20 protein-coding genes, 1 tRNA gene and 2 pseudogenes are annotated in these 22,691 nt (G+C 64.6%); 10 read left to right on the forward strand and 13 right to left on the reverse strand.

From position 1 onward, the window contains the following. Nucleotides 1-54 precede the first annotated feature (54 nt). From H8F24_RS06720 to cbiD, 3 genes are read right to left on the reverse strand one after another with little or no spacing between them, the layout of a single operon-like run. Nucleotides 55-696, reverse strand: a complete 642-nt coding sequence (locus H8F24_RS06720) for a hypothetical protein (RefSeq protein ID WP_370594668.1) — start codon at nt 694-696, stop codon at nt 55-57. A 56-nt stretch (nt 697-752) separates the two neighbouring features. Further along, a complete protein-coding gene (guaA, locus tag H8F24_RS06725; protein ID WP_197171523.1) occupies nt 753-2,333 on the reverse strand; it encodes a glutamine-hydrolyzing GMP synthase in 1,581 nt (526 codons plus the stop codon). A gap of 34 nt (nt 2,334-2,367) precedes the next feature. Then, a complete protein-coding gene (gene cbiD, locus H8F24_RS06730) occupies nt 2,368-3,663 on the reverse strand; it encodes a cobalt-precorrin-5B (C(1))-methyltransferase CbiD (RefSeq protein WP_197171525.1) in 1,296 nt (431 codons plus the stop codon). 74 nt (nt 3,664-3,737) lie between these two features. Here cbiD and H8F24_RS06735 point away from each other — a divergent pair, with 74 nt between their 5' ends. From H8F24_RS06735 to H8F24_RS06755, 5 genes are all read left to right on the forward strand, one after another. Further along, nucleotides 3,738-4,889 (forward strand): alanine--glyoxylate aminotransferase family protein, encoded by a 1,152-nt coding sequence (locus H8F24_RS06735; protein WP_197158947.1) that lies wholly within the window; start codon nt 3,738-3,740, stop codon nt 4,887-4,889. A gap of 68 nt (nt 4,890-4,957) precedes the next feature. Next, nucleotides 4,958-5,392, forward strand: a complete 435-nt coding sequence (locus H8F24_RS06740; RefSeq protein WP_197157475.1) for a hypothetical protein — start codon at nt 4,958-4,960, stop codon at nt 5,390-5,392. Between the two features lie 63 nt (nt 5,393-5,455). After that, nucleotides 5,456-5,527, forward strand: a tRNA-Gly gene (locus H8F24_RS06745). Nucleotides 5,528-5,844: 317 nt separating this feature from the next. Next, entirely contained in the window at nt 5,845-5,997 is a 153-nt protein-coding gene (locus H8F24_RS06750) for a hypothetical protein (protein ID WP_197171527.1), read from the forward strand. A 32-nt stretch (nt 5,998-6,029) separates the two neighbouring features. Then, nucleotides 6,030-7,121: an IS630 family transposase gene (locus tag H8F24_RS06755; protein ID WP_197170609.1), complete on the forward strand. Its 1,092-nt coding sequence runs from the start codon at nt 6,030-6,032 to the stop codon at nt 7,119-7,121. Between the two features lie 1,018 nt (nt 7,122-8,139). Here H8F24_RS06755 and H8F24_RS06760 read toward each other — a convergent pair. Next, nucleotides 8,140-9,162 carry a transposase gene (locus H8F24_RS06760; RefSeq protein ID WP_197171529.1) on the reverse strand — a complete coding sequence of 341 codons (1,023 nt, stop codon included), beginning with the start codon at nt 9,160-9,162 and terminating at the stop codon, nt 8,140-8,142. 234 nt (nt 9,163-9,396) lie between these two features. Between H8F24_RS06760 and H8F24_RS06765 the strand changes: the two genes are divergently transcribed. Then, nucleotides 9,397-10,479: an IS110 family transposase gene (locus H8F24_RS06765; protein WP_197169769.1), complete on the forward strand. Its 1,083-nt coding sequence runs from the start codon at nt 9,397-9,399 to the stop codon at nt 10,477-10,479. 102 nt (nt 10,480-10,581) lie between these two features. Here the strand turns inward: H8F24_RS06765 and H8F24_RS06770 are convergent, their stop codons facing one another. Continuing rightward, nucleotides 10,582-11,118, reverse strand: a complete 537-nt coding sequence (locus H8F24_RS06770; RefSeq protein WP_197169768.1) for a hypothetical protein — start codon at nt 11,116-11,118, stop codon at nt 10,582-10,584. Next, a complete protein-coding gene (locus H8F24_RS06775) occupies nt 11,118-11,756 on the reverse strand; it encodes a transposase (protein ID WP_197169955.1) in 639 nt (212 codons plus the stop codon). Before H8F24_RS06775 ends, H8F24_RS06770 begins: the two co-directional genes overlap by 1 nt. 110 nt (nt 11,757-11,866) lie before the next feature. On the opposite strand from H8F24_RS06775, the gene H8F24_RS06780 reads away from it, so the two are divergent. Further along, nucleotides 11,867-13,414 (forward strand): IS1182 family transposase, encoded by a 1,548-nt coding sequence (locus H8F24_RS06780; RefSeq protein WP_197169597.1) that lies wholly within the window; start codon nt 11,867-11,869, stop codon nt 13,412-13,414. 142 nt (nt 13,415-13,556) lie between these two features. Here H8F24_RS06780 and H8F24_RS06785 read toward each other — a convergent pair whose 3' ends face one another. Both H8F24_RS06785 and H8F24_RS06790 read right to left on the reverse strand, forming a co-directional pair. Continuing rightward, entirely contained in the window at nt 13,557-14,648 is a 1,092-nt protein-coding gene (locus H8F24_RS06785) for an IS630 family transposase (RefSeq protein ID WP_197169690.1), read from the reverse strand. A 27-nt stretch (nt 14,649-14,675) separates the two neighbouring features. Next, nucleotides 14,676-15,956 carry an alpha/beta fold hydrolase gene (locus tag H8F24_RS06790; RefSeq protein ID WP_231598157.1) on the reverse strand — a complete coding sequence of 427 codons (1,281 nt, stop codon included), beginning with the start codon at nt 15,954-15,956 and terminating at the stop codon, nt 14,676-14,678. Between the two features lie 370 nt (nt 15,957-16,326). Here H8F24_RS06790 and H8F24_RS06795 point away from each other — a divergent pair. Both H8F24_RS06795 and H8F24_RS06800 read left to right on the forward strand, forming a co-directional pair. Next, nucleotides 16,327-17,094, forward strand: a pseudogene (locus H8F24_RS06795) (IS5 family transposase); the annotation flags it as partial. Nucleotides 17,095-17,361: 267 nt separating this feature from the next. Next, a complete protein-coding gene (locus H8F24_RS06800; protein WP_370594803.1) occupies nt 17,362-18,477 on the forward strand; it encodes an IS110 family transposase in 1,116 nt (371 codons plus the stop codon). Here the strand turns inward: H8F24_RS06800 and H8F24_RS06805 are convergent. Both H8F24_RS06805 and H8F24_RS19280 read right to left on the reverse strand, forming a co-directional pair. After that, a complete protein-coding gene (locus tag H8F24_RS06805; RefSeq protein ID WP_231598245.1) occupies nt 18,408-19,280 on the reverse strand; it encodes an IS3 family transposase in 873 nt (290 codons plus the stop codon). The genes H8F24_RS06800 and H8F24_RS06805 overlap by 70 nt on opposite strands. Before the next feature lie 10 nt (nt 19,281-19,290). Further along, the gene (locus H8F24_RS19280) at nt 19,291-19,578 is read right to left on the reverse strand and encodes a transposase (protein ID WP_231598083.1); all 288 of its coding nucleotides are present in this window, start codon (nt 19,576-19,578) and stop codon (nt 19,291-19,293) included. A 237-nt stretch (nt 19,579-19,815) separates the two neighbouring features. Here H8F24_RS19280 and H8F24_RS06810 point away from each other — a divergent pair. Then, a pseudogene (locus H8F24_RS06810) lies at nt 19,816-20,118 on the forward strand (transposase); the annotation flags it as partial. A 318-nt stretch (nt 20,119-20,436) separates the two neighbouring features. On the opposite strand, the gene H8F24_RS06815 reads toward H8F24_RS06810, so the two are convergent. From H8F24_RS06815 to H8F24_RS19285, 3 genes are all read right to left on the reverse strand, one after another. Next, entirely contained in the window at nt 20,437-20,634 is a 198-nt protein-coding gene (locus tag H8F24_RS06815; protein WP_197171532.1) for a hypothetical protein, read from the reverse strand. A 285-nt stretch (nt 20,635-20,919) separates the two neighbouring features. Beyond that, on the reverse strand, nt 20,920-21,978 hold the full coding sequence (locus tag H8F24_RS06820) for an IS3 family transposase (protein ID WP_231597781.1): 1,059 nt from the start codon (nt 21,976-21,978) through the stop codon (nt 20,920-20,922). Continuing rightward, complete coding sequence (locus H8F24_RS19285; protein WP_197157219.1) at nt 21,975-22,484, reverse strand: transposase; 510 nt, start codon at nt 22,482-22,484, stop codon at nt 21,975-21,977. The genes H8F24_RS06820 and H8F24_RS19285 overlap by 4 nt, the downstream gene beginning before the upstream one ends. Between the last annotated feature and the right edge of the window lie 207 nt (nt 22,485-22,691).

The raw sequence follows: 22,691 nt of genomic DNA on the forward strand, positions 1-22,691 counted from the left end.
CAGAGGGCACATCCCACAGTCTGCCCCGCAAGCTTCCGCTATGGGGGCATCAGCTCAGGGCGTGGGCCGTTGCACGCCTGGAGTCACGACCACCTGCCGGCAGCTCTGCTGACTGCCCCACCACCAGCCTGCACCCACGGCCAGCACGAGCAAGGCCATCAGGGGCACCAAGGCCTGACGCGTGGTATCCAGCACAATCCACTCACTCCAGCCCCGCCAGAAGCGTTCGCGATCGAAACGGCGACGCTCTTTCTGCTCGGCCTGCTCGCGGCGACGCAGGGCCTTCTCGACCCAGCGCTCGAAACTGCGCTTCTTGGTGACGGCCATCTTGCGCTCGACCTCGAGCAGGTGGCCGGAGCCGAGCTCGGGGTTGAACGTGGTGATCAACTCCATGGTCTTGAGAAACATCTCCACCGCCCCTTCCTTGATCCTGACCTCGGCCGGATCGAGCAGGTCCCAGTCGAGCTCGGGATAGAAGCGGCTGCGGTTGACCCGGATCTGCTCCTCGGGAAGCTGGCCGGGCTGCCGCAGCCAGCGGTCGGTGTTGGCGTCGAATCGGCGCCAGTACAGGAAAGGGTTGAGGTAGACCACCTTGCCGGCCAGCAGGATGCTGTCCTGCTGGAGCCGCCGCTGGGTCTGGGAATCCGGCTCGGCAGCGGCGCCTGCAGCGGTCACACCGGAGCTGGTGACGGTCAAGGGAAATCAGCCGGGGCCCGATGCTATCGGAGCTCCCCCGCGGCGACCAGTCACCCCTATTCCCATTCGATCGTGCCGGGGGGCTTGCTGGTGATGTCGAGCACCACCCGGTTGACTCCCTTGACTTCGTTGACGATGCGGTTGGAGATGGTTTCGAGCAGGTCGTAGGGCAGGCGCGACCAGTCGGCGGTCATGCCATCTTCCGAGGAGACGCAGCGCACGACCACCGGGAAGGCATAGGTGCGCTTATCGCCCATCACGCCGACACTGCGCACCGGCAACAGCACCGCGAACGCCTGCCAGATGTCGTGGTAGAGGCCGGCGTTACTGACTTCCTCCCGCACGACGAGATCCGCATCGCGGAGGATGTTCAGCTTCTCGGCGGTCACCTCGCCGAGGATGCGGATCGCCAGGCCCGGTCCAGGGAAGGGGTGACGGCGCACGATCTCTTCAGGCAGGCCGAGGCTGCGACCCACCTTGCGCACCTCATCCTTGAACAGCCGACGCAGGGGCTCCACCAGCTTGAACTGCAGATCCTTGGGCAGGCCACCGACGTTGTGGTGGCTCTTGATCTTCACGGCGACCCGTTCGCCGGTCTTGGGGTCGACGTTAGTGCCGGCACTTTCGATCACATCGGGGTAAAGAGTGCCCTGGGCGAGGTAGTCAAAGGGGCCGAGGCGCTTGCTTTCCTCTTCGAAGACCCGGATGAATTCAGCACCGATGATCTTGCGTTTCTGCTCCGGATCGGTGATGCCGGCCAGCTTGTTGATGAAGCGTTTGCGGGCATTGATGTATTCGACATTGATGTGGAACTGCCGATCGAAGAACTCCACCAGGAACTCAGGCTCGCCCTTGCGCATGAAGCCCTGGTCGATGAACATGCAGGTGAGCTGATCACCGATCGCCCGGTGCAGCAGAAACGCCAGGGTGGAGGAATCAACCCCGCCCGAGAGGGCCAGCAGCACCCGCTTGTCGCCCACCTGGGCGCGGACATCGGCGATGGCTTCGTCGATGAAGGCGGCGGTGGTCCAGTCGGGCTCGCAGCCGCAGATGTGATACACGAAGTTGCGGATCATCGCCATGCCGCAGGTGGAATGCACCACCTCGGGATGGAACTGCACGCCGTACAGGTGCCGTTGGTGATTGGCGATCGCCGCTTCCGGCGTGTTGTCGGTATGGGCCAGGCGCACGAAGCCTGCGGGGAGGCGCTCCACCGAATCGCCATGGCTCATCCACATGGTGGAGCCCTGGTCCACGTTGGTGAGCAGGTCGGTGGGATCGTCCACCTGCAGCGGCGCCTTGCCGTATTCGGCCCGGCCAGCCGCCACGACGGCGCCACCGAGCTGCTGCACCATCAACTGCATGCCGTAGCAGACGCCCAGCACCGGAATGCCGAGATCCCAGATGGCGGGGTCGCACACCGGCGCCCCCTCTTCGTAGACCGAACTGGGGCCACCGCTGAGGATGATGCCCTTCGGAGCCATGGCGCGCAGCTCCTCGGCGCTGGTGGCATAGCCCAGCACGAGGGAGAACACCTCCGTCTCCCGGATCCGGCGGGCGATCAGCTCCGAATACTGGGAGCCGAAATCGAGGATCACGATCGCCGGATAGCGGGACGACTGGGAGGACTCGGACATCGGGGCCTGCGGCCGTTTGAGCATTCGGGCCAGCCTAGGTGTCGCCGCCGTGGGCACCCACCCGTTCCGGCGCCAACGGCGTTGCTCCAGCCCGCGCCCAGTGCATCGCACCCACTGGCCCCGCCGCCACGATCTGCCGCCCCCGATCGAACAGCACGGCCCCCACGGCCATGGAGTGGTGGCCGTAGCGGGCCAGGTAGGCGCAGCTGCGCTGCTCCACCGTGGCGGCGATCCGCCGCCGCAGCCGGCCGGCCGCGCCTGGATCCACCGCCATCAGCTCGGCCAGGGCCGCCTCCACGGTGGGCGCGGCGTGGAGTGCCTCCAACTGAGGCCCTGGCAGCCCCTCCAGGGCCGCCAGGGCCGTGAGCACCTCGGCGCGTCCATCGGCCAGGTGGTGGTGGGTGTGGAAGATGCCGCCGGCCAGTTTGATCAGCTTGCCCTGGTAGCCGAACAGCAGCAGCCGCTGCGCACCCCCCTCCGCCGCGGCCACCAGCAGGGGGCCGAGCCAGTTGCCGGCCTTGATCACCCGGTCCGCGGGCAGACCCACCCGGGCAGACAGATCCAGTCCGTTCTCGCCGATCACCAGCACGAGATCGCCGCCGCAGTCGGGCGTCGCCAGGCGCTCCGCCAGTTCGGCCAGGGCCTGCTCGAGCCGATCGGGGGCGGCACTGCGCTGCACCTGGGCCTGGGTGCCGATCAGGGCGAGGCCGTCCACCACCCCGAAGGCGGCGTTGCTGGTGCGCTCGGCCAGGCGCCGGCCCTCCGGCAGCACCACCTTCAGCCGCAGCCCCTGCCCCTCGGGCACCAGGGGCCGCAGGGTGCGCTCGAGCAGGCCCTGGGCATAGGCCGACAGACAGAGGCGGCCACTGACCTGTTCCACCCCGGCCCCCTCACCCGCCTCCAGCCGCAACCAGTGGGGGTCGGGGGCCGTTGCGCTCGGATCAGCAGAGGCGACAGACCCTGGCTCCCACCAGCGCAGCAGGGCCCAGACGGCCAGACCACGGGTGAGATCCAGCACCTCCTCGCCGGGGTCGCAGCGGCTGATGCCCAGGGCCCAGCCATCGGCCAGCAGGGCTGCCGACTCCACGGGAATCGCCGTGGCCACGGCGACCTGATCGGGTTCCTCGAGCAGAAGCGGCTGATGAGGGCAGAACGTCTCCTCCCTCAGGGCCACCAGAGCTGCCCTGGCGGCGGCAGCAAGCCACACCGGCAGCGTGAAACCCGTGGCGGTGCCTGCAGGGCCGGCTGCATCGGCGTCAGCTGGTCTAGGAGCTGTGAAGCCAGTAGCTGTGAAGCCAGTAGCGGTGAAGCCGGCGGCCGAGGGGAGCATGGCCCTGGGAGAACGTTTTTTTACAGTGATTGATTGCGCCGCTGTCGCGTCGCGCCGCGTTTCGCCCCAGCCCCATGCAGGACAAGCTCACTCTGATGATCCCCGGCCCCACCCCGGTGCCGGAAACCGTCCTGCTGGCGATGAGTCGCCATCCGATCGGGCATCGCAGCGCCGACTTCCAGAAGATCGTCAAGCGCACCACCGAGCAGCTGAAGTGGCTCCATCAGACCAGCGGCGACGTGCTGGTGATGAGCGGCAGCGGCACCGCCGCCATGGAGGCCGGCATCATCAACGTGCTCAGCCGGGGCGACAAGGTGCTCTGCGGCGACAACGGCAAGTTCGGCGAACGCTGGGTGAAGTTGTCCAGGGCCTTTGGCCTTGAGGTGCAGGTGATCAAGGCCGAGTGGGGCCAGCCCCTGGATCCGGAGGCGTTCCGTGCCGCCCTGGAGGCCGACACCGCCAAGGAGATCCGGGCCGTGATCCTCACCCACTCCGAAACCTCCACCGGGGTGATCAACGACCTGCAGACGATCGCCGGCCACGTGCGTGCCCACGGCACCGCCCTCACCATCGCCGACTGCGTCACCAGCCTGGGCGCCTGTGATGTGCCCATGGACGCCTGGGGCCTGGACGTGGTGGGCTCCGGTTCCCAGAAGGGCTACATGATGCCTCCGGGCCTGGCCTTCGTGGGCATGAGCGATCGCGCCTGGACGGCCTACGAGCGCTCCGATCTGCCGAAGTTCTACCTGGATCTGGGCAAGTACCGCAAAGCGGCCCATGCCGACAGCAACCCCTTCACCCCGCCGGTGAATCTCTACTTCGCCCTCGAGGCAGCCCTCGAGATGATGCAGGCAGAGGGCCTGGAGGCCATCTTCGCCCGCCATGCCCGCCACCGCGCCGCCGCCCAGGCCGGCATGACGGCCATGGGCCTGCCGCTCTATGCCGCCGCCGGCCATGGCAGCCCCGCCATCACCGCCGTGGCTCCGGAGGGGGTCGACGCCGAGGTGCTGCGCAAGGCCGTGAAGGAGCGTTTCGACATCCTGCTGGCCGGCGGCCAGGACCACCTCAAGGGCAAGGTGTTCCGCATCGGCCACCTCGGCTTCGTGTGTGATCGCGACGTGCTCACGGCCGTGGCGGCCATCGAGGCGACCCTGCAGGGCCTGGGGCTGCACAAGGGCACCCCTGGGGCAGGGATGGCGGCCACGGCGGCGGCCCTGGCCGGCTGACGGGGTGCATCAGGGCGGTGGGTCCCCGGGAGGGGTCCACCTACCGTTGAGGGCCATGCGTGTTCGCGATGCGTCGCACAATGCTGGCCCTTGGGGCCGTTCTCAGCCTGGCTCTGGCCGCCTGCCAGAAGCAGGACACAGCCAAGATGGAGCAGAAGACCGAAGGGGAGATCTGCACCCAGCTGGCAGCGGTCGGTGCGGCCCTTGAGAAGACTGCGGCCCTCACCCCCCAGTCGACCGTCGGCGAGGCCGAAGCAGCCAACAAGGAACTCGGCGGCTCCCTCAAGGCCCTGGCTGACGAAGAGAAGAAGCTCCAGGAACTCCGCCTGCAGGACTTCCGCAAGCAGGTGAAGACCTTCAAGAAAGATGTGGCCACGGTGGCCAACAGCAAGAAGCTCACCCTGGAGGAAGCCGCCGGCCAGCTGAAAGGCAAGGCCCAGCCCCTGCTTGCCGCCCACAAGCAACTCACCGCCGAGGTGAACTGCAGCCCCGCCAAGCCCTGAGGCTGCAACAGCAAGCCGGGCGCCCAGAGCCAATCGATGCCCGGCTTGCTAGGATTTACTTGTGCGGGTGTAATTCAGTGGTAGAATGTCAGCTTCCCAAGCTGAACGTCGCCGGTTCGAGTCCGGTCACCCGCTTCTAGTCCAGGACTGAGATTTATTGTGCCTCGAGTAATTATCTCTCTTGGCACGCGTTGGCAGCATGCCAGATGCTGACCGTGGATAACAGGTCATGCCCGCGATTGGTGCAACCTTCTCACAGGGCTTCTCACTGCCGGGTCGTTTCATGGCCTGATTTGACCGTCCTTGATCGGTCCGGATCGCCGCAGTGGATCGACCGAATCCGAGACCTGAAACGCGACCTCTGATGCAGTCCTGAGCTGGCCTGACCCCCAGGTGGCGTACCGCGTGCTGACCGAGACCGCCGTAAGCATCTCGGAACAAAAAAGAACCCGATGACCACCGTGGCGGCCGGTGACGGGATGGCGGTCGCGGTGCCCAACAGCAATGAGCCGGCCATCTACTGCGTTCCGGCCAAGGCCTACGAGGAGCTGATGGATCTCGTGGAAGACATGGAGCTAGTGTTCCGTCCCGCAAATACACGGTAAAATATGGGGGTGTCTCCTCGCGGGGTCGTTTCATGCCGACCGGTCGGCCCATGGCTCCTCTGGAGCTTTCGGCTGATGAGGCCAGCCAGCTCCAGAGCCTGGCTGGATCAAGAACCTTGCCGCATTCGATCGTTCATCGGGCCCAGATCGTGCTGGCCTGCGCTGCTGGTGACACCAACACCGCTGTCGCGAAGCGCTTTGGGGTCCGCGGCTCAACCGTGGGCAAATGGCGGCAGCGCTATATCGATCTGGGCATCGAGGGCCTGCATGACGAACTGCGTCCCGGCCGTCCCCGCACCTACGAGGACGACAAGGTGGCCGAGGTGATCAACCGGGCTCTGCAGACCAGGCCTCCCGATGGCAGCACCCACTGGAGCGCACGGACTTTGGCTGCAGCGACTGGGATCTCCAAGACCACGGTTCACCGCTGGCTGCAGACCTTCTCGGTCCAGCCCCACCGGCAGAAGCACTTCAAGCTCTCGACCGATCCGTTCTTTGTCGAGAAAGTCCGGGACATCGTCGGCCTGTACCTGAATCCGCCCGACAAGGCGATGGTGCTCTGCGTCGACGAGAAGACCCAGATCCAGGCCCTGGACCGCACCCAGCCGCTGCTGCCCATGGGTCTGGGCTACGTGGAGGGGGTGACCCATGACTACATCCGCCACGGCACCACCACCCTGTTCGCCGCCCTGGACGTGGCCACCGGAGAGGTGATCACCCAGTGCAAACCCCGCCACCGGCACCAGGAGTTCCTGGGATTTCTCCGGCAGATCGAGACGTCGGTTCCCGATGACCTGGACATCCACCTGATCGTGGACAACTACTGCACCCACAAGCACGCCAAGGTCAGGTCCTGGCTGGCGCAGCGGCCCCGCTTCCACGTGCACTACACGCCCACGTATGCCTCCTGGCTCAACCAGGTGGAGCGTTGGTTTGGGATCATCACCCAGCGAGCGATCCGCCGGGGCAGCTTCTCGAGCGTCAAAGAACTGATCGCCAAGATCGAGCAGTTCGTGGCGGCCTACAACAAGACCAGAGCCCCGTTCAACTGGACCGCGACGGCGGACTCAATCCTGGAGAAGCTCCAGCGACTTTGTTCGCAAATCTCCGGGACGGCACACTAGGCCGCATTGCCGATGCCCGCCTGGCGGCCGGCCAGGAAGGCTGCTGGTCAGCCTCGATCTAAGTGGTTGTGCCCAGGCGGTTTTGATTGTCAAGCGACATCCGCTTTTGGTCCTCCGCTCAGTTTTCAGTGTCGCTTGACACCGGCTCGCGGCTCTGGCCGCCAGGCACGATCTCCCGGTTGAGGAGAGGCCCACCTCGACGAAGCCGTGCTGCTTAAGACCCGCAGCCGCAAGGTCTGCATGACCTGCCACAGCTGCCGGCAGCACATTCGGCCCACGGACCTGCAGGACGATTGGTCCCCTGGCACCGGACAACGCCAGCATCGTTGCGAAATCCAGGTCGTGAGTGAACACCGCATAGCCATGGGCAGTCGCGCACTGCATCAGGGCCGGCGGCCGTCAGCAGCGGGATCTATGCGATCGACACTGTCTCTTGTCAGCGACCGGTCATGTCGACCAGAAGGCTGGCCATCAGCTCAGGACCAGCGCCTCTTCCCGCTCTTGCGCGCGCCAGGCGGTGTAAGCCAGACCCTCATCGATGACGACATGCCCACTGTGATGCTTGGGCTGTTGCCGGGAAGCGGCAAGGGCAAAAGGTCGGGAGCCTCGATCACCACCCGCGCGACAGCCACCAACCGGCGGCTTCACCGCATCCCGCTGGGTCAGGGGCTCGCCAGGCGGCTGGTGACATCGGCCATCGGCAGGTCGGCATTGCCCCAAGCCTGACCGGTCAGCAGAGGAGCAGCCCCCGGCGACGGCCGTACAGCGGGACCGGCTGCAAAGGCGGCTTCCGTCCAAGCCAGCAGGAGCGGCCCCACGGCACCACCTGCGCTGTTCTGCCCAGGCCGCAGATTGAAGTGATCCCCGTCCTGCACTAGGAGTTTGTCGCCCAAAACCAGCAGCGCCAGCGAGCCAAGCACGTGCTGAACCAATGGTCTTGGTTATCGGCATCTCAATGCCGGTGTTTCCGGCCAATCGTCGGCTGCAGCAGGCAGCGGCAGCCAGAGGGGCTGTCCCCTCAAGCTGCCAGTGCTGCTTTGAACCTGAACAACTTGTTGATGTTGTGGGTCAGGCACCAGAGCGCCCATTCACCGTTCACGTTGTCCAGGCCGCGCAGCAGAAAGCGGCGCAGCCCGCGGCATTCCTTGGTCTGACCAAAGACGGGCTCCACGATCGTCTTGCGCCTGGCGTAGATCTCGCGTCCCTTCTTGCAGCGCAGCTTGCGGTTCATCCGGCCCTTGGCATCCAGGTTTTTGGGGATGGGGCCACGGGTTGGTGCTGGAGGCTGGCCGTGCTTCTCCCTGCCGGTCGCGATGTGGGGATCGACGCCCCGTGCCGTGCAGGCCTCGGCGTTGGCCTCGCTCCAGTAGCCGGCATCCGCGATCAATGTTTTCGGAAGCTGAGCGGTGTTGGCAATGGTGCGCTCAAGCATCGGTTCGAGATGCTCCACATCAGGCGGCTGGTTGCTGACGCCGATGGCCACGATCACCTGGTAGTCCCCATCCACAGCTGCTTGGCAGTTGTAGCCCTGAATCCAGTTCCCATCGCTCTTCATGATGTGGCTGGCTGGATCAGTGAAATTGCGCTGGCTGCCTTTTGTCGGTGTGCCGCAAGCCTTGTGCGCCAGGCCGCGATGGGGCATCTGATCGGCGGCCAGCGGCTCAAGATCAGGTGGTCCCAGGCCCGCCTCGTTGGCCTTGGCGATCGCCAGATCTTTTGCCGCAGCTGCCTTCTCGACTACGCGATCGGCTGTCTTGCTGCATTCTTGCCGTTGCTGCTCGGGCCCCTCTTCCGCGGCCTTCGCTGCCGCTGCCGCCTGCTCCTGCCGTTCCCGTGCAGCGGCAGCCGCGGTTTCAGCCTCCAGTTCCCGGCGAGCTTGGCGGATCCTCTCCAGCCGGTCTTCTCGGCGGCTCAGTGCCTCAGGCAGGTCGCTGCCGCGTTTGCCCTTGCCGTAGCGGCCATCCTCCTGGGCGTCGAGGATCTCGGCCTTGCGCAGCAGCTCCCTGATCTCCTGCTCCAACTGCTCCTCGGATTTGAGCATCCGCTGGTGGCTCATGGCCATTGATGATTTCGGGACCCCACCAGCGCGGGCCTGACCCTGCTCATGGCGGACCTTCTCCAGTTTGGGGTGGTGTCTTTCACAAGACCTGTCGGTCCGTGCGGTGGGGCAACCAGCCGGGAAGTCCCGTGACCTCATAGGAGTCCGACGTTCCCGTCCCGTCAATGGCCTGTCCGTCTGCCCGGTTGGTTGCACCCCCTCCCGTCCCCAGCAGTCATGAGCGCAGCGACAGCACATGCCCCCGAGATCAGCACTGGCCACGATGTGGTGGTCGGCATTGACACCCACAAACTCACGCACATGGCGGTGGCCCTGGGCGCCAATGGCGGCTGGCTGGGCAGCCTCAAGCTGGATGCCAAACGCAGTGGCTACCAGGAGCTGATCCGCTGGGCCGCAGCATTCGGCTCCAACCCGGTATTCGCCGTGGAGGGAACCGGTTGCTACGGCGCCGGGCTCTGCCGCGCCCTGCAGGCCGCAGGGATGGCAGTGGTAGAAGTGAACCGGCCGGATCGCTCCACGCGGCGGCGCATCGGTAAGGACGACACCATCGATGCGGAGGCCGCAGCACGGGCCTGTATCGCCGGAACGGCCAGCGTCATCCCCAAGGCGGGCGACGCTTTGGTGGAGATGATCCGCATGCTCAAGGTGGCCAAGGATTCGGCCACCGCGAACCGCACCGCAGCCCTCAATCAGCTGCACGCCATCGTGGTGACGGCGCCGGCAGCGTTGCGGGAACGGCTGCAGCGGCTCAAGAGAAAGGAGCTGCTCGAAAGCTGCACAGGCCTGCGTTCTGGCGAGATCACCACCCCTCAGGCGGCCGCCAAGATGACCCTGCGCATCCTGGCGCGCCGCATCCAGCAGCTGGATGAGGAGCTCAAGGAAACCGTCACGCAGCTGGATCGACTGACCATGCAGCTGTGCCCCGAGCTGCGGAACACCTACGGCGTGGGTGTGGACATCAGTGCCACCCTCGTTGTGGCAGTTGGCGACAACCAGGAACGGATGAAATCCGAGGCGTCATTCGCTGCCCTCTGTGGCGTCAATCCACTGCCCGCCAGTTCGGGCAAGGTGGTGCGGCACCGGCTGAACCGCAGCGGCAACCGCCAGGCCAACTGCGCCCTGCACCGCATCGTGATCTGCCGGCTGCAGCGGCATCAGCAGACCCGGGAGTACGTCGAACGACGCACGGCAGAAGGACGCTCGATGAAGGAGATCATCCGCTGCCTCAAGCGGTTCGTCGCCCGCGAGGTGTTCGGCATCCTGCGCGGCGGTCCCGCCGTTCGCACCGCAACGGCCTGATCGCCAGCAGGATTGCTCCAGTAGCCCAGGCTCCTGGCAGATCCGTTGCCTGCCGTGGGGCGGCAGGCAACGGATCTGCCAGAACGAGAGCCGGCCGGTGGTTCACTCCTCCACGGGGATCAGCACGTCGAGCACCTCGGACAGCAACGCCTGGCCAGGCTTCTCCGGCACGACCAGCACGACGGCTTTGGCCTCGCTCACGTCGCTGTCGTCGGCCATGGCCTCGCCATCGGCCTCCCAGGTCTCCAGTGCCGCATCCAGCCAGCGGGCCTTTGTCTCCAGGAAGGCGATGGCATCGTCGGGGCTCCAGCGGGCATCGTTGCCGCGACAGGGATAGCGCTGCAGGAGCTCGAGGATGCCGATCTCCTGCAGCTCCGGAGTGGCGGAGGGATCGCGCACGAGCACGGTGTCGGGATCGGTGGCGTTGTCGATCAGCTTCTGGTTGTCGCTGCGATCGTCGCCATCCTCCAGCTCCTGCCAATCCAAGAGATTCAGCGCCCTCTCCTGCACGGCCTGCACATCGACCACAGGAACCTGCCGTGCGGCGCTCCCTTGGCTGGGATCGTCGGCCAGGTGCAGCAAGCCATCAGCCGCTCTGCAGATCTGCTGCAGCGACAGCGATGAACCCAGGGCGGCCATCACACACTCAGCCAGCTCATCGAGGGAGAGATCAGGACCGTCCTCTGCCCTACGGACCTGGTCGATGGCCTCCCACAGCAGCAGCTCGCTGGAGGTGGTGACGGGTTCCACGGCGTGGCCAGCGCTGGTTCACGGCCATCGTGGCTGAGCTGGTCAGCACTGCCACCTCGATGGCGCTCAGCCGGAGCGTCCGGGGGCTTGACAGTCCATAGGAGTGTCTTGTGTTTGGAGGCATTGGCCTTCACCTTGGTGCCATCCAGCGCCACCTGTCCCAGGCTCACCATGCCGGCCTTCTGGCACAGGCGCAGGATCTGCACAAACAGCTCCTCCAGGGCTCCAAGATGGCGGCGGCGGAAGTCGCTGATGCGGCTGTGGTCCGGCTGCTGGTTGCCGGTCAGCACCCGGAAAGCCGCATCCTCATGGCAGGCCCGCTCGATCTTGCGAGACGAGGCCATGCCGATGCAGTAGGCATACAGCAACAGCAGCGTCAGCATCCTGGGGTCATACCCCTTCTCACCGCGGGCATCCTTCTGCCGGGCGGGAGACATGATCAGCGCAAAGTCCAGTTCCTCCACCAGCTCCAGCAGGAAGAACACCAGGTGATCGCTCGGCAGCCAGTCGATTGGCGACGGCGGCATCAAGCTGGTCTGTCCCGGAGTCCAGGGCCGGAAGGTCTTGGGCTTGCTCATACCCCATCTTATCGGCCAGATCCATTGCAGTCACTGGGATCTGGGCGATACACTCGGGCATGCAGAAGCGCAAGACCTTTCGCCCCTGGCAGCCGCAGCAGGCCACCCTGCTGCCGCCGTCACCGCGTGAGTGGCTCTCAGAAGACCACCAGGTGTATTTCCTGCTGGACCTGGTGGATGAGCTGGATCTCTCCGCGATCCTCGTACCCGCTCAGGCCAAGGACCCCCGCGGAGAGAAGGGATTCGATCCACGCATGATGACGATGCTGCTGCTTTACGCCTACTGCGTGGGCATCGTCTCCTCCAGGAAGATCGAGCGGGCCTGCTACGAGGATCTGGCATTCCGCGTGCTGACCGGCAACCAGCAGCCGGACCACAGCCGAATCAGCGAGTTCCGCCGGCGCAACCTTGATGCCCTCAAGGGCCTGTTTATTCAGATCCTGCGCCTGTGCCAGAAGGCGGGGATGGTGAGCCTGGGCCATGTGGCCCTCGATGGCACCAAGGTGCAGGCCAATGCCTCCAAGCACAAGGCGATGAGCCACGAGCGGATGCTCAGGGCGGAGAAGGAGCTCCAGAAGGAAATCAACGCCTTGATCCGCAAGGCCGAGATCCTGGATGCCCAGGAAGACCGGCGCTACGGCAAAGGAAACCTGGGCAGTGAACTTCCCGATGAGCTGCGCCACAAGCAGGGCCGCCTCGCAAAAATCCGTCAGGCCCGCAAGGAGATGGAGGCGGAAACCGCTGCAGCTGCAGCGCGGCAGCGGCAGGAGGAAGCCGAGAAGGCCAGAGCCAAAGCGACCGCAGCCGAGGAATCGGATGGATCGGCCCCTGAGCAGGCCGAGCTGAACAGGAAAGCGGAAGCCGCAGCGGCAAAGGCAGCAGCGGCGGGGGACAAAGCCATCGAGGCCGCCGAGAGCGCTGGCCTCGAGCCACCAGATCTGGAGCCACTCGCCTCTGACGCGATGCCCAGGCGTGGTCTGGCGAGAAAGGCTGACGGCACACCGACGGCCAAGACCCAACGGAATTTCACAGATTCCGACAGCCACCTCATGCAGTCCGGCGGCACCTACCTGCAGGGCTACAACTGCCAGCTGGCGGTCGACAGTGACCACCAGGTGATCGTGGCGGTGGGCGTCAGCAACCAGCCACCGGACGTGGAGCACCTGGAGCCCATGCTGGAGCGGATCGCCGCCAGCGCCGGTGAACTGCCGGACGTGATGACGATGGATGCGGGCTACTGGAGCGACGACAACGCAGGTCACTGTGAGGACCTTGGCATTGACGCCTACATCGCCACCGGCCGTCTGCCGCATGGGAAGCCGCCACCGCCACAGCGAGGACCGCTGCCCAGAGATGCCGACGCCAGAACCCGCATGGCCCGCAAGATCAGAAGCAAGAAGGGATCCAGGATCTACGCCCAGCGCAAAGCGATCGTGGAGCCGGTGAACGGCCAGATCAAGGAAGGCCGGGGCCTGCGGCGGTTTCTCTTGCGGGGCCTGGAGAAGGTCGATGGTGAATGGCATCTGATCGCTGCCACCCACAACCTGCTCAAGTTGTTCCGGTACAGGCGATCACAGCAGCAGCTCTGGGCAGCAGCGACGGGATGAGGGGTAGAGACCCTGGCAATGCCGCCAGGGCTGAGTCAACCTCGCCCCAATGAACCAGCTCAGCGGGAGAGGTAGACCTCAGAGCTCACCTCACCGGGATTCGTCGTGACCAGGGGCTCGCTGCTCTATTGGCAACAAACTCCTAGTGTGCCGTCCCGGAGATCTGCGAGCAAAGTCGCTGGAGCTTCTCCAGGATTGAATCCGCTGTGGCCGTCCAGTTGAACGGCGCCTTGGTCTTGTTGTAGGCCGCCACGAATTGCTCGATCTTGGAGATCAACTCCTTGACGCTGGAGAAGCTGCCGCGTCGGATCGCCCGCTGGGTGATGATCCCAAACCAACGCTCCACCTGGTTGATCCAGGAGGCGTAGGTCGGTGTGTAGTGCACGTGGAAGCGGGGCCGCTGCGCCAGCCAGGCCCTCACCTTGGCGTGCTTGTGGGTGCAGTAGTTGTCGACGATCAAGTGGACATCAAGCTCCTCGGGGACCGACTTCTCGATCTGGCGCAGGAACCCCAGGAACTCCTGATGCCTATGGCGGGGCTTGCATTGGGTGATCACCTCGCCTGTTGCCACATCCAGAGCAGCGAACAGCGTGGTGGTGCCGTGGCGGATGTAGTCGTGGGTGACGCCCTCCACGTAACCCAGGCCCATGGGCAACAGCGGCTGGGTGCGGTCCAGTGCCTGGATCTGCGTCTTCTCGTCGACGCAGAGCACCATCGCCTTATCCGGAGGGTTCAGGTACAGGCCGACGATGTCGCGGACCTTCTCCACAAAGAACGGGTCGGTGGAGAGCTTGAACGACTTCTGCCGGTGGGGCTGGACCGAGAAAGTCTGCAGCCAGCGGTGAACGGTGGTTTTGGAGATGCCGGTGGCAGCCGCGAGGGAGCGCGCAGACCACTGGGTGCTGCCATCGGTGGGCTTGGTCTGCAGTGCCCGGTTGATCACCTCCGCCACCGTGTCGTCCTCGTAGGTGCGAGGCCTACCCGGCCGCAGCTCGTCATGCAGGCCCTCCAGGCCCAGCTCCCGGTACCGCTTGCGCCACTTGCCAACGGTCATCCCCGTCAGCCCCATCCGTTTGGCGATGGCGGTGTTGGTCTCGCCGGCACCGCAGGCCAGCACGATCTGAGCGCGCTGCACGATCGAATGCGGCAACGACCGGGAATTTGCAAGGGCCCGCAACTGCTGAACCTCGTCCTCGCTGAGGACCAGCGGAGGCATCGGACGACCAAGCGCCACAAGGCACCTCGGGTGACACTCTCGATTCTAGCTGTTATTTCCGGGACGGCATACTAGCACCAGTTGGTTGCCCAGGGTCTTGCCCCAACGCATTGGCTGGATCGCTTCGGGATCGGGAGGCACGACCCAGTCGCGGCTGCCGCTCACCAGCAGCACACGGCCGCTCAATTCGCCGCCTGAGCCCCGGGGAAACAGCAGCGACACCGGCGGGCTGACAGCCCCCACGGCAATGACGCGGGGATCTCGGAGGGCGGCATTCTGTGCACCCTTCAGCCAGCTGCATTGCAGCGTCCAGCTCAGGTTTCGATCGGGATCATCCACGTTCGAGCAGCGTTGGCGCAGGCTGCTGTCGGTGGGCCTCACCCCGGCCACCTGCAGGGCCGTGGTCGCCCCCCAGGAATGGCCCAGCACCACGACCCGCTCGGCATCGACAGGCCTGGCGAAGCCCAGCCGACCCGCCAACACCGCATCGAGCACGCCGCTCAGATCCTGCGGGCGCAGGGCCAGCTCCTCGGGGCCCGGCGGCGGCGCCTGGCCCGCCAGCACCGCCTCCTGCTGGCTGCTGTCGCTACCGGGATGGCGAGGCAGCACCACGGTGTAGCCCCGTGAGGACAGCAGCGTTCCCCAGCCCTCGAAGCTGGTCGGCTTGTCCCACAGGCCGTGGGAGATGAGCACCAGACGGCCGTTGGCACCGCTGGCTGGCTCGATCACCATCACCTCCAGCGGCTGGGGCCGATGGGGAACCTGCAGGCTGGCCAGCCGCCGGTTCACAGCCACCCCAGGGCCGTTCGTCGTGCCAGCGGGCAGGGCGGCGGCGGTTGTGGTGGCGAGCAGCGCTTCAGCCTGCTGCCGTTGCCCCGCCATCCGGGTGACGATCTGACGGGCGCGGCCGAGATTGAGCGTCACCCGTTGACCGGGGATCGCCTGCATCAGGCTCAGCAGGGTGGGCTCGCCGTTCGCGGAGGCCCGCAGCAGGGCTTCATTCAGCGTCCGCCCGCTGAGGTCGGTCTTGCGCCCCTCCACCGTGCCGAGCGAGGCGATCACGAGCATGGCCTGCTCGAGCAGGGGCGAGCCCACCGAACCATCGGCCACCTGTTTCACGCTGAGGGGCACTGGCTGGAGCAACAGCTCCCTGAGCTGGCGACCTGCGGCGCCACCGGTGGCGCGATCCAGCTCGGCCAGATCACTGTTGCCCTGGCGCAAGGCCTCAGGGGACTGCAGTTCATCCAGGCGTACTGTGAAACGGGTCTCCAGCAGGGGGATCTCAATCACCACCTCTTCTAGGGCCCTAGCCGGGGCCGAAGCCATCAGGGTGGCGATCAGTGCGCTTCCAAGCCGTCCGGCCAGGCGTAAGTGGCAGTTCATCGTCTGTTCAGCATTGTTGGTGACTTTCGCTGCCGGGATTGCCGCTGGCCATGGTGACCCCGCCAGGGTTGCAGGCCCCAAGCCTGGCGGCCTGTGGGAGGCATCGATGAACAACGAGTCGTGCTCTTGAGCTTCCATGGGCATCAGTGCCAGGCTCGTCCCAGAAGTGCAATGTCTCTCCATGGCCGCATCAGCGGGAGCCCCGCTGGTGCGTCGGCTGCGGATCGAGCACGACGATCTGGGTTTTCTCGAGGAGACGGCACGGCTGCTGGGATTTCGCAGCCGCATGCTGCAGCTGGAGGCGGGCACCAACCCCAGCCACCCGCTGCGGCGGATCCGGAAACTGGCGGATCAGGCCCTCGATCGACTCAATCCCACCTTCTGTGCGCTCTACGCCGCAGAAGGCCGACCCTCGGTGCCGCCCGAGCAGTTGCTCCTGGCCTCGTTGCTGCAGGCGTTTTACGGCATCCGCTCGGAGCGGTTGCTGTTGGAGCAGCTCAACTACAACCTGCTGTTCCGTTGGTTTGTGGGGCTGAGCCCGGATGATCTGATCTGGCACCCCACCACATTCACCAAGAACAGGGAGCGGCTGCTCAATGACCAGGTGATGGGAACGTTCCTGAAGAAGCTGATGGCGGCTCCCGAGATCAAGCCCCTGCTCAGTGATGAGCACTTCTCCGTCGATGGCACGCTGCTGCAGGCCTGGGCGTCGCATGCATCTCTGGAGCGGATCGATGGGCAGGACGATCCACTGCCACCACCGTCAGGCCCCGGTGAGGGCTTTGGTGCTCCCAAAGGCGAAAAGAAGCGTGCCAAAGGCGACTTCCGCGGCATCAAGCTCAGCAACCAGACCCATCGCTCCAGCACCGATCCCGACGCGCTCCTGTGCCGGAAATCCAATGCCCACCCGGCACTTCCCAGCTACCGGGGGCATGTGCTGATGGACAACCGCAATGCCCTGATCGTGGACTGCAGGGTGACACAGGCCGTGGGCACTGGGGAGCGGGATGCCGCCAAAGACATGGCTGCTGCCATCCCCGGTGCCCACCAGAAAACCCTTGGTGCCGACAAGAACTACGACTGTGATGATCCTGGCAACCCCATCATCAGCAGATCTGACTCGAACTACGACCGGCCTGGCCAGCTCAGTGCCTTTCTGCGTGATCTGTCGATCTGCATTGATGGGGCCGATCAACGGAGAAGTGTCGTGACCTGATACGAGCCTGGTCAAGAGGCCCCATCACAGTCCTGTCCGACCTCCCCGCTGATCGCTTCTCCCCACCACCATCTGGCATCGATGGCATCAGCAACCCTGACACAGTCCGTTCATCAGCGGGCGCCTGATGTTGTGATCGGCGTCGACACCCACAAGGACATCCATGTGGCTGTGGCCCTGGCTCCCAACGGCGGCAGGCTCGGCGACTTCCGGATTCCCACAACCCGAAGGGGCTATGACGAGCTGATGACCTGGACTGAGCAATTCGGCTACACGCCGGTCTTTGCCGTCGAGGGCACCGGTTCTTTCGGAGCCGGGCTGTGCCGTGAGCTTGTCGATGCTGGCTACGAGGTCGTCGAGGTGAACCGCCCCGATCGCTCCACCAGGCGCCGCCTCGGCAAGAATGACGCCATCGATGCCGAGGCCGCTGCCCGAGCGTGGATCGCCGGCACGGCCACGGTGACACCCAAGGCAGGCGGCGAAAGGGTGGAAATGATCCGGATGCTCAAGTGCGCCAAGGATTCGGCCACCGGCAGCCGCACCCGGGCGATCAACCAGATCAAAGCGATTCTGGTGACCGCTCCGGCGGCCCTGCGCGAGCGGCTGGAGCCTCTGCACCGCAGCGCCCTGATCCGGGCCTGCTCGGCCCTGAGGCCAGGCCCGCTGGATGCTCCGCTGGCCGCCGCCAAACGGGCACTGCGAACCCTGGCTCGCCGGGTTCTGGCCCTGGAAGTGGAAATCGCAGGGTTGCGGGACGACCTTGATCAGCTCACCCAGGCTGTTTGTCCCGCTCTGCGCCAGACCTTTGGCGTGGGAGTCGACAACGCCGCCACTCTGCTCACCGCGACTGGGGATAACCCGGAGCGCCTGCGCAGCGACGCCAGTTTTGCAGCGCTCTGCGGCGTTAATCCCCTACCAGCAAGCTCTGGTAAGACCCACCGACATCGCCTGAATCGGGGCGGCAACCGTCAGGCCAATGCGGCACTGCACCGGATCGCGGTGGTGCGGCTGCGATGGGACGAGCAGACCCAGGCCTATGCCGAGCGTCGAACAGAGGAGGGGCTCTCGAAAGCGGAGATCCTCCGCTGCCTCAAGCGGTTCATTGCCCGCGAGGTGTTTCGAATCCTCATGGGTGGTCCAGCCGTGCGGTTGAAGAAGGCATGTGAGGTGGGTGCCTTTTATTGGACAGTTCCGGCCCCTGACATCGTTAACCCAGGACGGGTGGAACATGGTTCGGCCTCAGTGTAGACCGCGTGGGGAGTTTTGCCTCCAAGGGAACTGTGAGGTCTTGCATGGCAATACCGCCACAGGAAGCGGGCCAGGCTGATTTCAGCGTCCCAGCCATCGCTGTATGCCCGTAGGTAGACCTCCTCGTACTTGACAGTCCTCCACAGCCGTTCAACAAGGATGTTGTCGTAGCACCGCTTTCTGCCGGACCAGCTGATCTGGATCCGCTCCCCTTTGAGTCTGGCCACAAAGTCAGCGGACGTGAACTGACAGCCTTGATCGGAGTGGAAGATCTCTGGCCTACGGCCGCCTCCCAAGGCCATCTCCAGGGCCTCCAGACAGAACTTCGTGTCAAGGCTGTTGGAGAGCCTCCAGCTGAGCACATGCCTGGAATGGAGATCCATGATCGCCACCAGATAGAGGAACCCTTTCTGCAGAGGGATGTAGGTGATGTCGGTCGCCCAGACCTGATCCACCGACGTGACCTGCGTGAGGTCCACCAGGCAGGGGAACCGCACGGACGGATCACCTGGAACCGTCGTCCGGGGCTTCTGGTAGATCGCCCGTAATCCCATGCGCCGCATGAGGTTTCGCACTCGATCTCGGCTGATCGGGATACCATCTTGGGCCAGATAGTCCACCATCCGGCGGCTGCCGCTGCAGGGATCCTCCAGGTAGAGAGCATCGATCCTGGCCATGATCCGCAGCGTCGATACACGGACCGGTGTCGGCCGGTAGTACAGCGTGGATCGAGGCAGCCCCAGCAGCGCACACTGCCTGCTGATGCTGAGCTCGGGGTGGTCGTGATCGACCAGCTTGCGCAGTTCACGGGCATCAGAGCAGTTGAGACTTTTTTTTGAGCCACTCCAGCTCCATCTGCAGCCGTCCGATCTGCTGGAACAGCTCCGCCTCCTTGGCCTGCCCCTCCTCCTTGTCCTTGGTCTTCTTGCCTCGGGTGAAGAGCTCGCTGGCACCGTCCAGGAGCTGCCGCTTCCACTGGCTCACCTGGATCGGGTGGATGGCGTGGTCGGCGGCGATCTCCTGGATCGTCTTGCGGCCACTGATCGCCTCCATGGCGACCCTGGCCTTGAACTCGGGGCTGTGGGCGCGGCGCTTGCTCATCGGTGGGAGCCCCTTTCAGGGGCGGTACCCCGCCTCAGAGGTTAACGATGGGGCCTGTCCAGAAAAGCCAGACCACCTCAATGAGCCCCCAGGGGGCAACAGCCCAGGCTCCCGCCAACCAGCCCGCCCGCTCCTCCATTGCGGGCGGGCTGGTTGGCGGATGAAGAGCCGGCCGCCTCTCCGTCACGGCATTGGCGAAAAGCTGCGCCAGGGGGGTTGACGATCTATACGAGCATCACCCGGGGCTTTGTCGCCCAGATGCGGCGGCGTGGCGTGACACCGCACGTGGCGCAGAACACAGCTCGGCCTGGTGGTTCTGCGATCGATGTCCGCACCACTCGCCACAAGGGCTACGCCAAGTCGATCAACGCCCGCCGCGGCATCGAGAAGGTGTTTGGTTGGATCAAGCAGTGGGGCGGGCTGCGCCAATTCAAAGTGCGCGGCACTGAGAACGTCAATGCGGTGTTTGGCCTGCATGTGATCGCCTACAACCTGATCCGGCTGGGCAACCTGCTCAAGCCAGCGATGGCAGCGGCATGACCATGAAAAGGTCGTTGCCCCGAAGTGTGACCAGGCGGCAGGGATCAGACAGACCCAACAGAGCAAAACGCAAAACATCGTGCGTTCTGATCCGCTGATTTGCTGAACCCGGGCCCTTCCGGCGTGTGATCAGTTCTCCGGAAGGAAAAACGCGCCTCGTCAGACGGTTTTTCTGCAAACTCCTAAGAGATCAAAACGGCCCACACCTGGAACGTTCGGCCCCAGGCGCCAACGCCAGCAGCTTCGACCATCTACAGCCATTGGAATGTTGATTGGTTCAGGACCCTCGGGCACTGCTCGGGGGTTTTTGATTTCTCCCTATTGGCCATCCCCGCACCCCCGCTGCAGCACTTCCCGTCGCAGAGCATCAAGGTCGTTGGAGCGCGGATCCTGTGGAGCAAAGAGCAGCGCCCAGGCCAGAGGCACTTGCTGGCGATCAAGAGCCGAATCCACGGCACTCAACCAAGCCTTGGCATCACCACCGAGCCGAGTCACCAAGGACTGGTTGGCCTCCATCTCGCTGGCGCTGGCACCGGTGAGCTCGATCCGCGCAAAGTCACCGCCTGAGGCGCCGCGGGGCGGCGCCTATCAGCAAAGATGTCCGCTCAGGGTACTGATCTGAGTACCTCAGAAAGCCTACTCCGGATGGAGGATCATGGGCTTCGAGATCGGATGTTGATCGTCATCGCGCGTTGATCAGGAGCGCAGGCTTGAGCGGCCGGCCCCCGGTCGGAGGCTGAGGCCGGCCCGCCTCTTGCGGGCGGTCCAACCACAACCCCCTGGGGCCTGGGTTTCTGATCTTCAAGCAGCGACAGTGTCCTGCGGTCTGGGATGGTTGACCCGCACGACTGTTGGCTGAGCCCAATCGCGAGGTGGCCTGGCCCAGCGGCGTGGATGTTGCGCACGCGCCTGCTCATAGGTCTGCTGACGGACTCTGCAGATCGCGTCAGCTTCTCCGTAGTGACGTTGATTGGGCGTCACATACTTGATGCCGCTGTGACGATGCTCAGCGTTGTACCAGTCAACAAAACCATCGACCCAGGCACGCACTGAGAGAAGATCCCGGAAACGACGCACTGGATAGCTCTGGTGATATTTCATGGTTCGGAACCATGACTCAACGTAGGCGTTGTCATTGCTCACCCGCGGCCGCGAGAATGACAGGGAGATGCCGAGCTCGGCCAGCTTGGCGGCCAAGGTGTAGGAGCGCATGGGTGCTCCGTTATCGGCGTGCAGGATCGTGGTCGACCCCGAGCTGATCCCTTCATCACGGCAGACACGATCAAAGAAGTGCTTGGCCAGTTCGCCGCATTCACGATCGTGCACCTCAACGCCAAGGATGCGCCGGCTCCACACATCCATCACCATATAAAGGTAGTAGAATTGACCCTTCACAGGCCCCGGCAACAGGGTGATATCCCAGGCCAGCACTTGATGGATGCCCGTTGCCTCCAGCACGGGTGGCTCTCTTGGCTCCCGCGGTGGGCGGCTCCTGCCGCGATGATTTAACAGGCCTTCCTGGCGCATGATGCGGTAAATCGTTGACTCCGATCCCACGTAGACTCCCTCCTCGGCAAGGATCGCCACGATCTGACCAGGCGTGAGATCGGCAAAGCGTGGATCGTTGACAGTGGACAACACCTGTTGGCGCTCCTCCTCGCTGAAACGATGCATGACATGCCTGGACGCTCCCTTGCGTTGATCGCAGCTGAATCCCTGGGTCCGAATCATCAAGCCCCATCGCCTCAGCGTGCGTGTCGCCAGGCCGAAAAGATCAGCAATGGCCTTGGCCGAAAGGCCACGACTGATGCCTTCCTGTAGAAGCGCGACGATCGCACCGCGATCGCCAGACGGAATCAAGGATCCTCGTCCGGTTGAAAGATCTGGTTGAACTTTTTTGAGAGCATCAACAACGTCGCCGCTTCTGTCAGTGCTTTTTCTTTCTTCTGCAATTCACGCTCCAGCTGGCGATTCCGCCGGACCAGTTCCTGATTCTTGCGTTGCAGTTCCCGCTGATCAGCCATGCTCGGCGCGCTGGGGCCATTGGCATCCTCGGCGGCCTGGCGCCAACGGGCAACCTGCTTGGGGTACAGCCCCCGCTCCCTGCAGAACGACCCGAGCTCGCTTCCGTTCAGTCCTGCGGCCTGGATCACGGCTGCCAGCTTGTCGGCAGCGCTCCACTGCTCCGGCGGCCGGTTCGTGGCAGGCACCAGCTGGCCCTGCTTCTGCCACTGGCTCCGCCAGTTGTAGATGGTCTGCGCCGTGATCCCGGTGTCGCGGGCGATCTCAGCCACGCTCTCAAGGTTCGGAGGGCTCATCCGCAGGCGGACGGCTTCCCGCAGAGCGGCGTCATAGGGCGGTTGCATAGTCGTCGGTTGGGCCCCCAGGTGGACGGGTCAAACCGAGCGGACTTCTTTGCTGACACTGGGGGATGCACACCAATCACATTGTGACCAGCATGACGGGAAGCCCATGCCCGAAAGGACGCCAACGCAGCAGAAAGCGGGGCGGGCAATTCAGATGGCTCACGGAAGCAAAATAAATTTCCAAATGTTGTGCCAGTCAGATTTGAA

The sequence above is a fragment of the Synechococcus sp. CBW1002 genome, assembly GCF_015840915.1.
In the GTDB taxonomy this organism is placed as follows: Bacteria; Cyanobacteriota; Cyanobacteriia; order PCC-6307; family Cyanobiaceae; genus CBW1002.

What these genes read in the sequence shown, in the direction of transcription:
- guaA (WP_197171523.1), bottom strand. Translation starts at nt 2,333, where the DNA reads ATGTCCGAGTCCTCCCAGTCGTCCCGCTATCCGGCGATCGTGATCCTC.
- cbiD (WP_197171525.1), bottom strand. Translation starts at nt 3,663, where the DNA reads ATGCTCCCCTCGGCCGCCGGCTTCACCGCTACTGGCTTCACAGCTACT.
- H8F24_RS06735 (WP_197158947.1), top strand. Translation starts at nt 3,738, where the DNA reads ATGCAGGACAAGCTCACTCTGATGATCCCCGGCCCCACCCCGGTGCCG.
- H8F24_RS06740 (WP_197157475.1), top strand. Translation starts at nt 4,958, where the DNA reads ATGCGTCGCACAATGCTGGCCCTTGGGGCCGTTCTCAGCCTGGCTCTG.
- H8F24_RS06750 (WP_197171527.1), top strand. Translation starts at nt 5,845, where the DNA reads ATGACCACCGTGGCGGCCGGTGACGGGATGGCGGTCGCGGTGCCCAAC.
- H8F24_RS06755 (WP_197170609.1), top strand. Translation starts at nt 6,030, where the DNA reads ATGCCGACCGGTCGGCCCATGGCTCCTCTGGAGCTTTCGGCTGATGAG.
- H8F24_RS06760 (WP_197171529.1), bottom strand. Translation starts at nt 9,162, where the DNA reads ATGCTCAAATCCGAGGAGCAGTTGGAGCAGGAGATCAGGGAGCTGCTG.
- H8F24_RS06765 (WP_197169769.1), top strand. Translation starts at nt 9,397, where the DNA reads ATGAGCGCAGCGACAGCACATGCCCCCGAGATCAGCACTGGCCACGAT.
- H8F24_RS06770 (WP_197169768.1), bottom strand. Translation starts at nt 11,118, where the DNA reads ATGGCCGCCCTGGGTTCATCGCTGTCGCTGCAGCAGATCTGCAGAGCG.
- H8F24_RS06775 (WP_197169955.1), bottom strand. Translation starts at nt 11,756, where the DNA reads ATGCCGCCGTCGCCAATCGACTGGCTGCCGAGCGATCACCTGGTGTTC.
- H8F24_RS06780 (WP_197169597.1), top strand. Translation starts at nt 11,867, where the DNA reads ATGCAGAAGCGCAAGACCTTTCGCCCCTGGCAGCCGCAGCAGGCCACC.
- H8F24_RS06790 (WP_231598157.1), bottom strand. Translation starts at nt 15,956, where the DNA reads ATGGCTTCGGCCCCGGCTAGGGCCCTAGAAGAGGTGGTGATTGAGATC.
- H8F24_RS19280 (WP_231598083.1), bottom strand. Translation starts at nt 19,578, where the DNA reads ATGAGCAAGCGCCGCGCCCACAGCCCCGAGTTCAAGGCCAGGGTCGCC.
- H8F24_RS06815 (WP_197171532.1), bottom strand. Translation starts at nt 20,634, where the DNA reads ATGGAGGCCAACCAGTCCTTGGTGACTCGGCTCGGTGGTGATGCCAAG.
- H8F24_RS19285 (WP_197157219.1), bottom strand. Translation starts at nt 22,484, where the DNA reads ATGCAACCGCCCTATGACGCCGCTCTGCGGGAAGCCGTCCGCCTGCGG.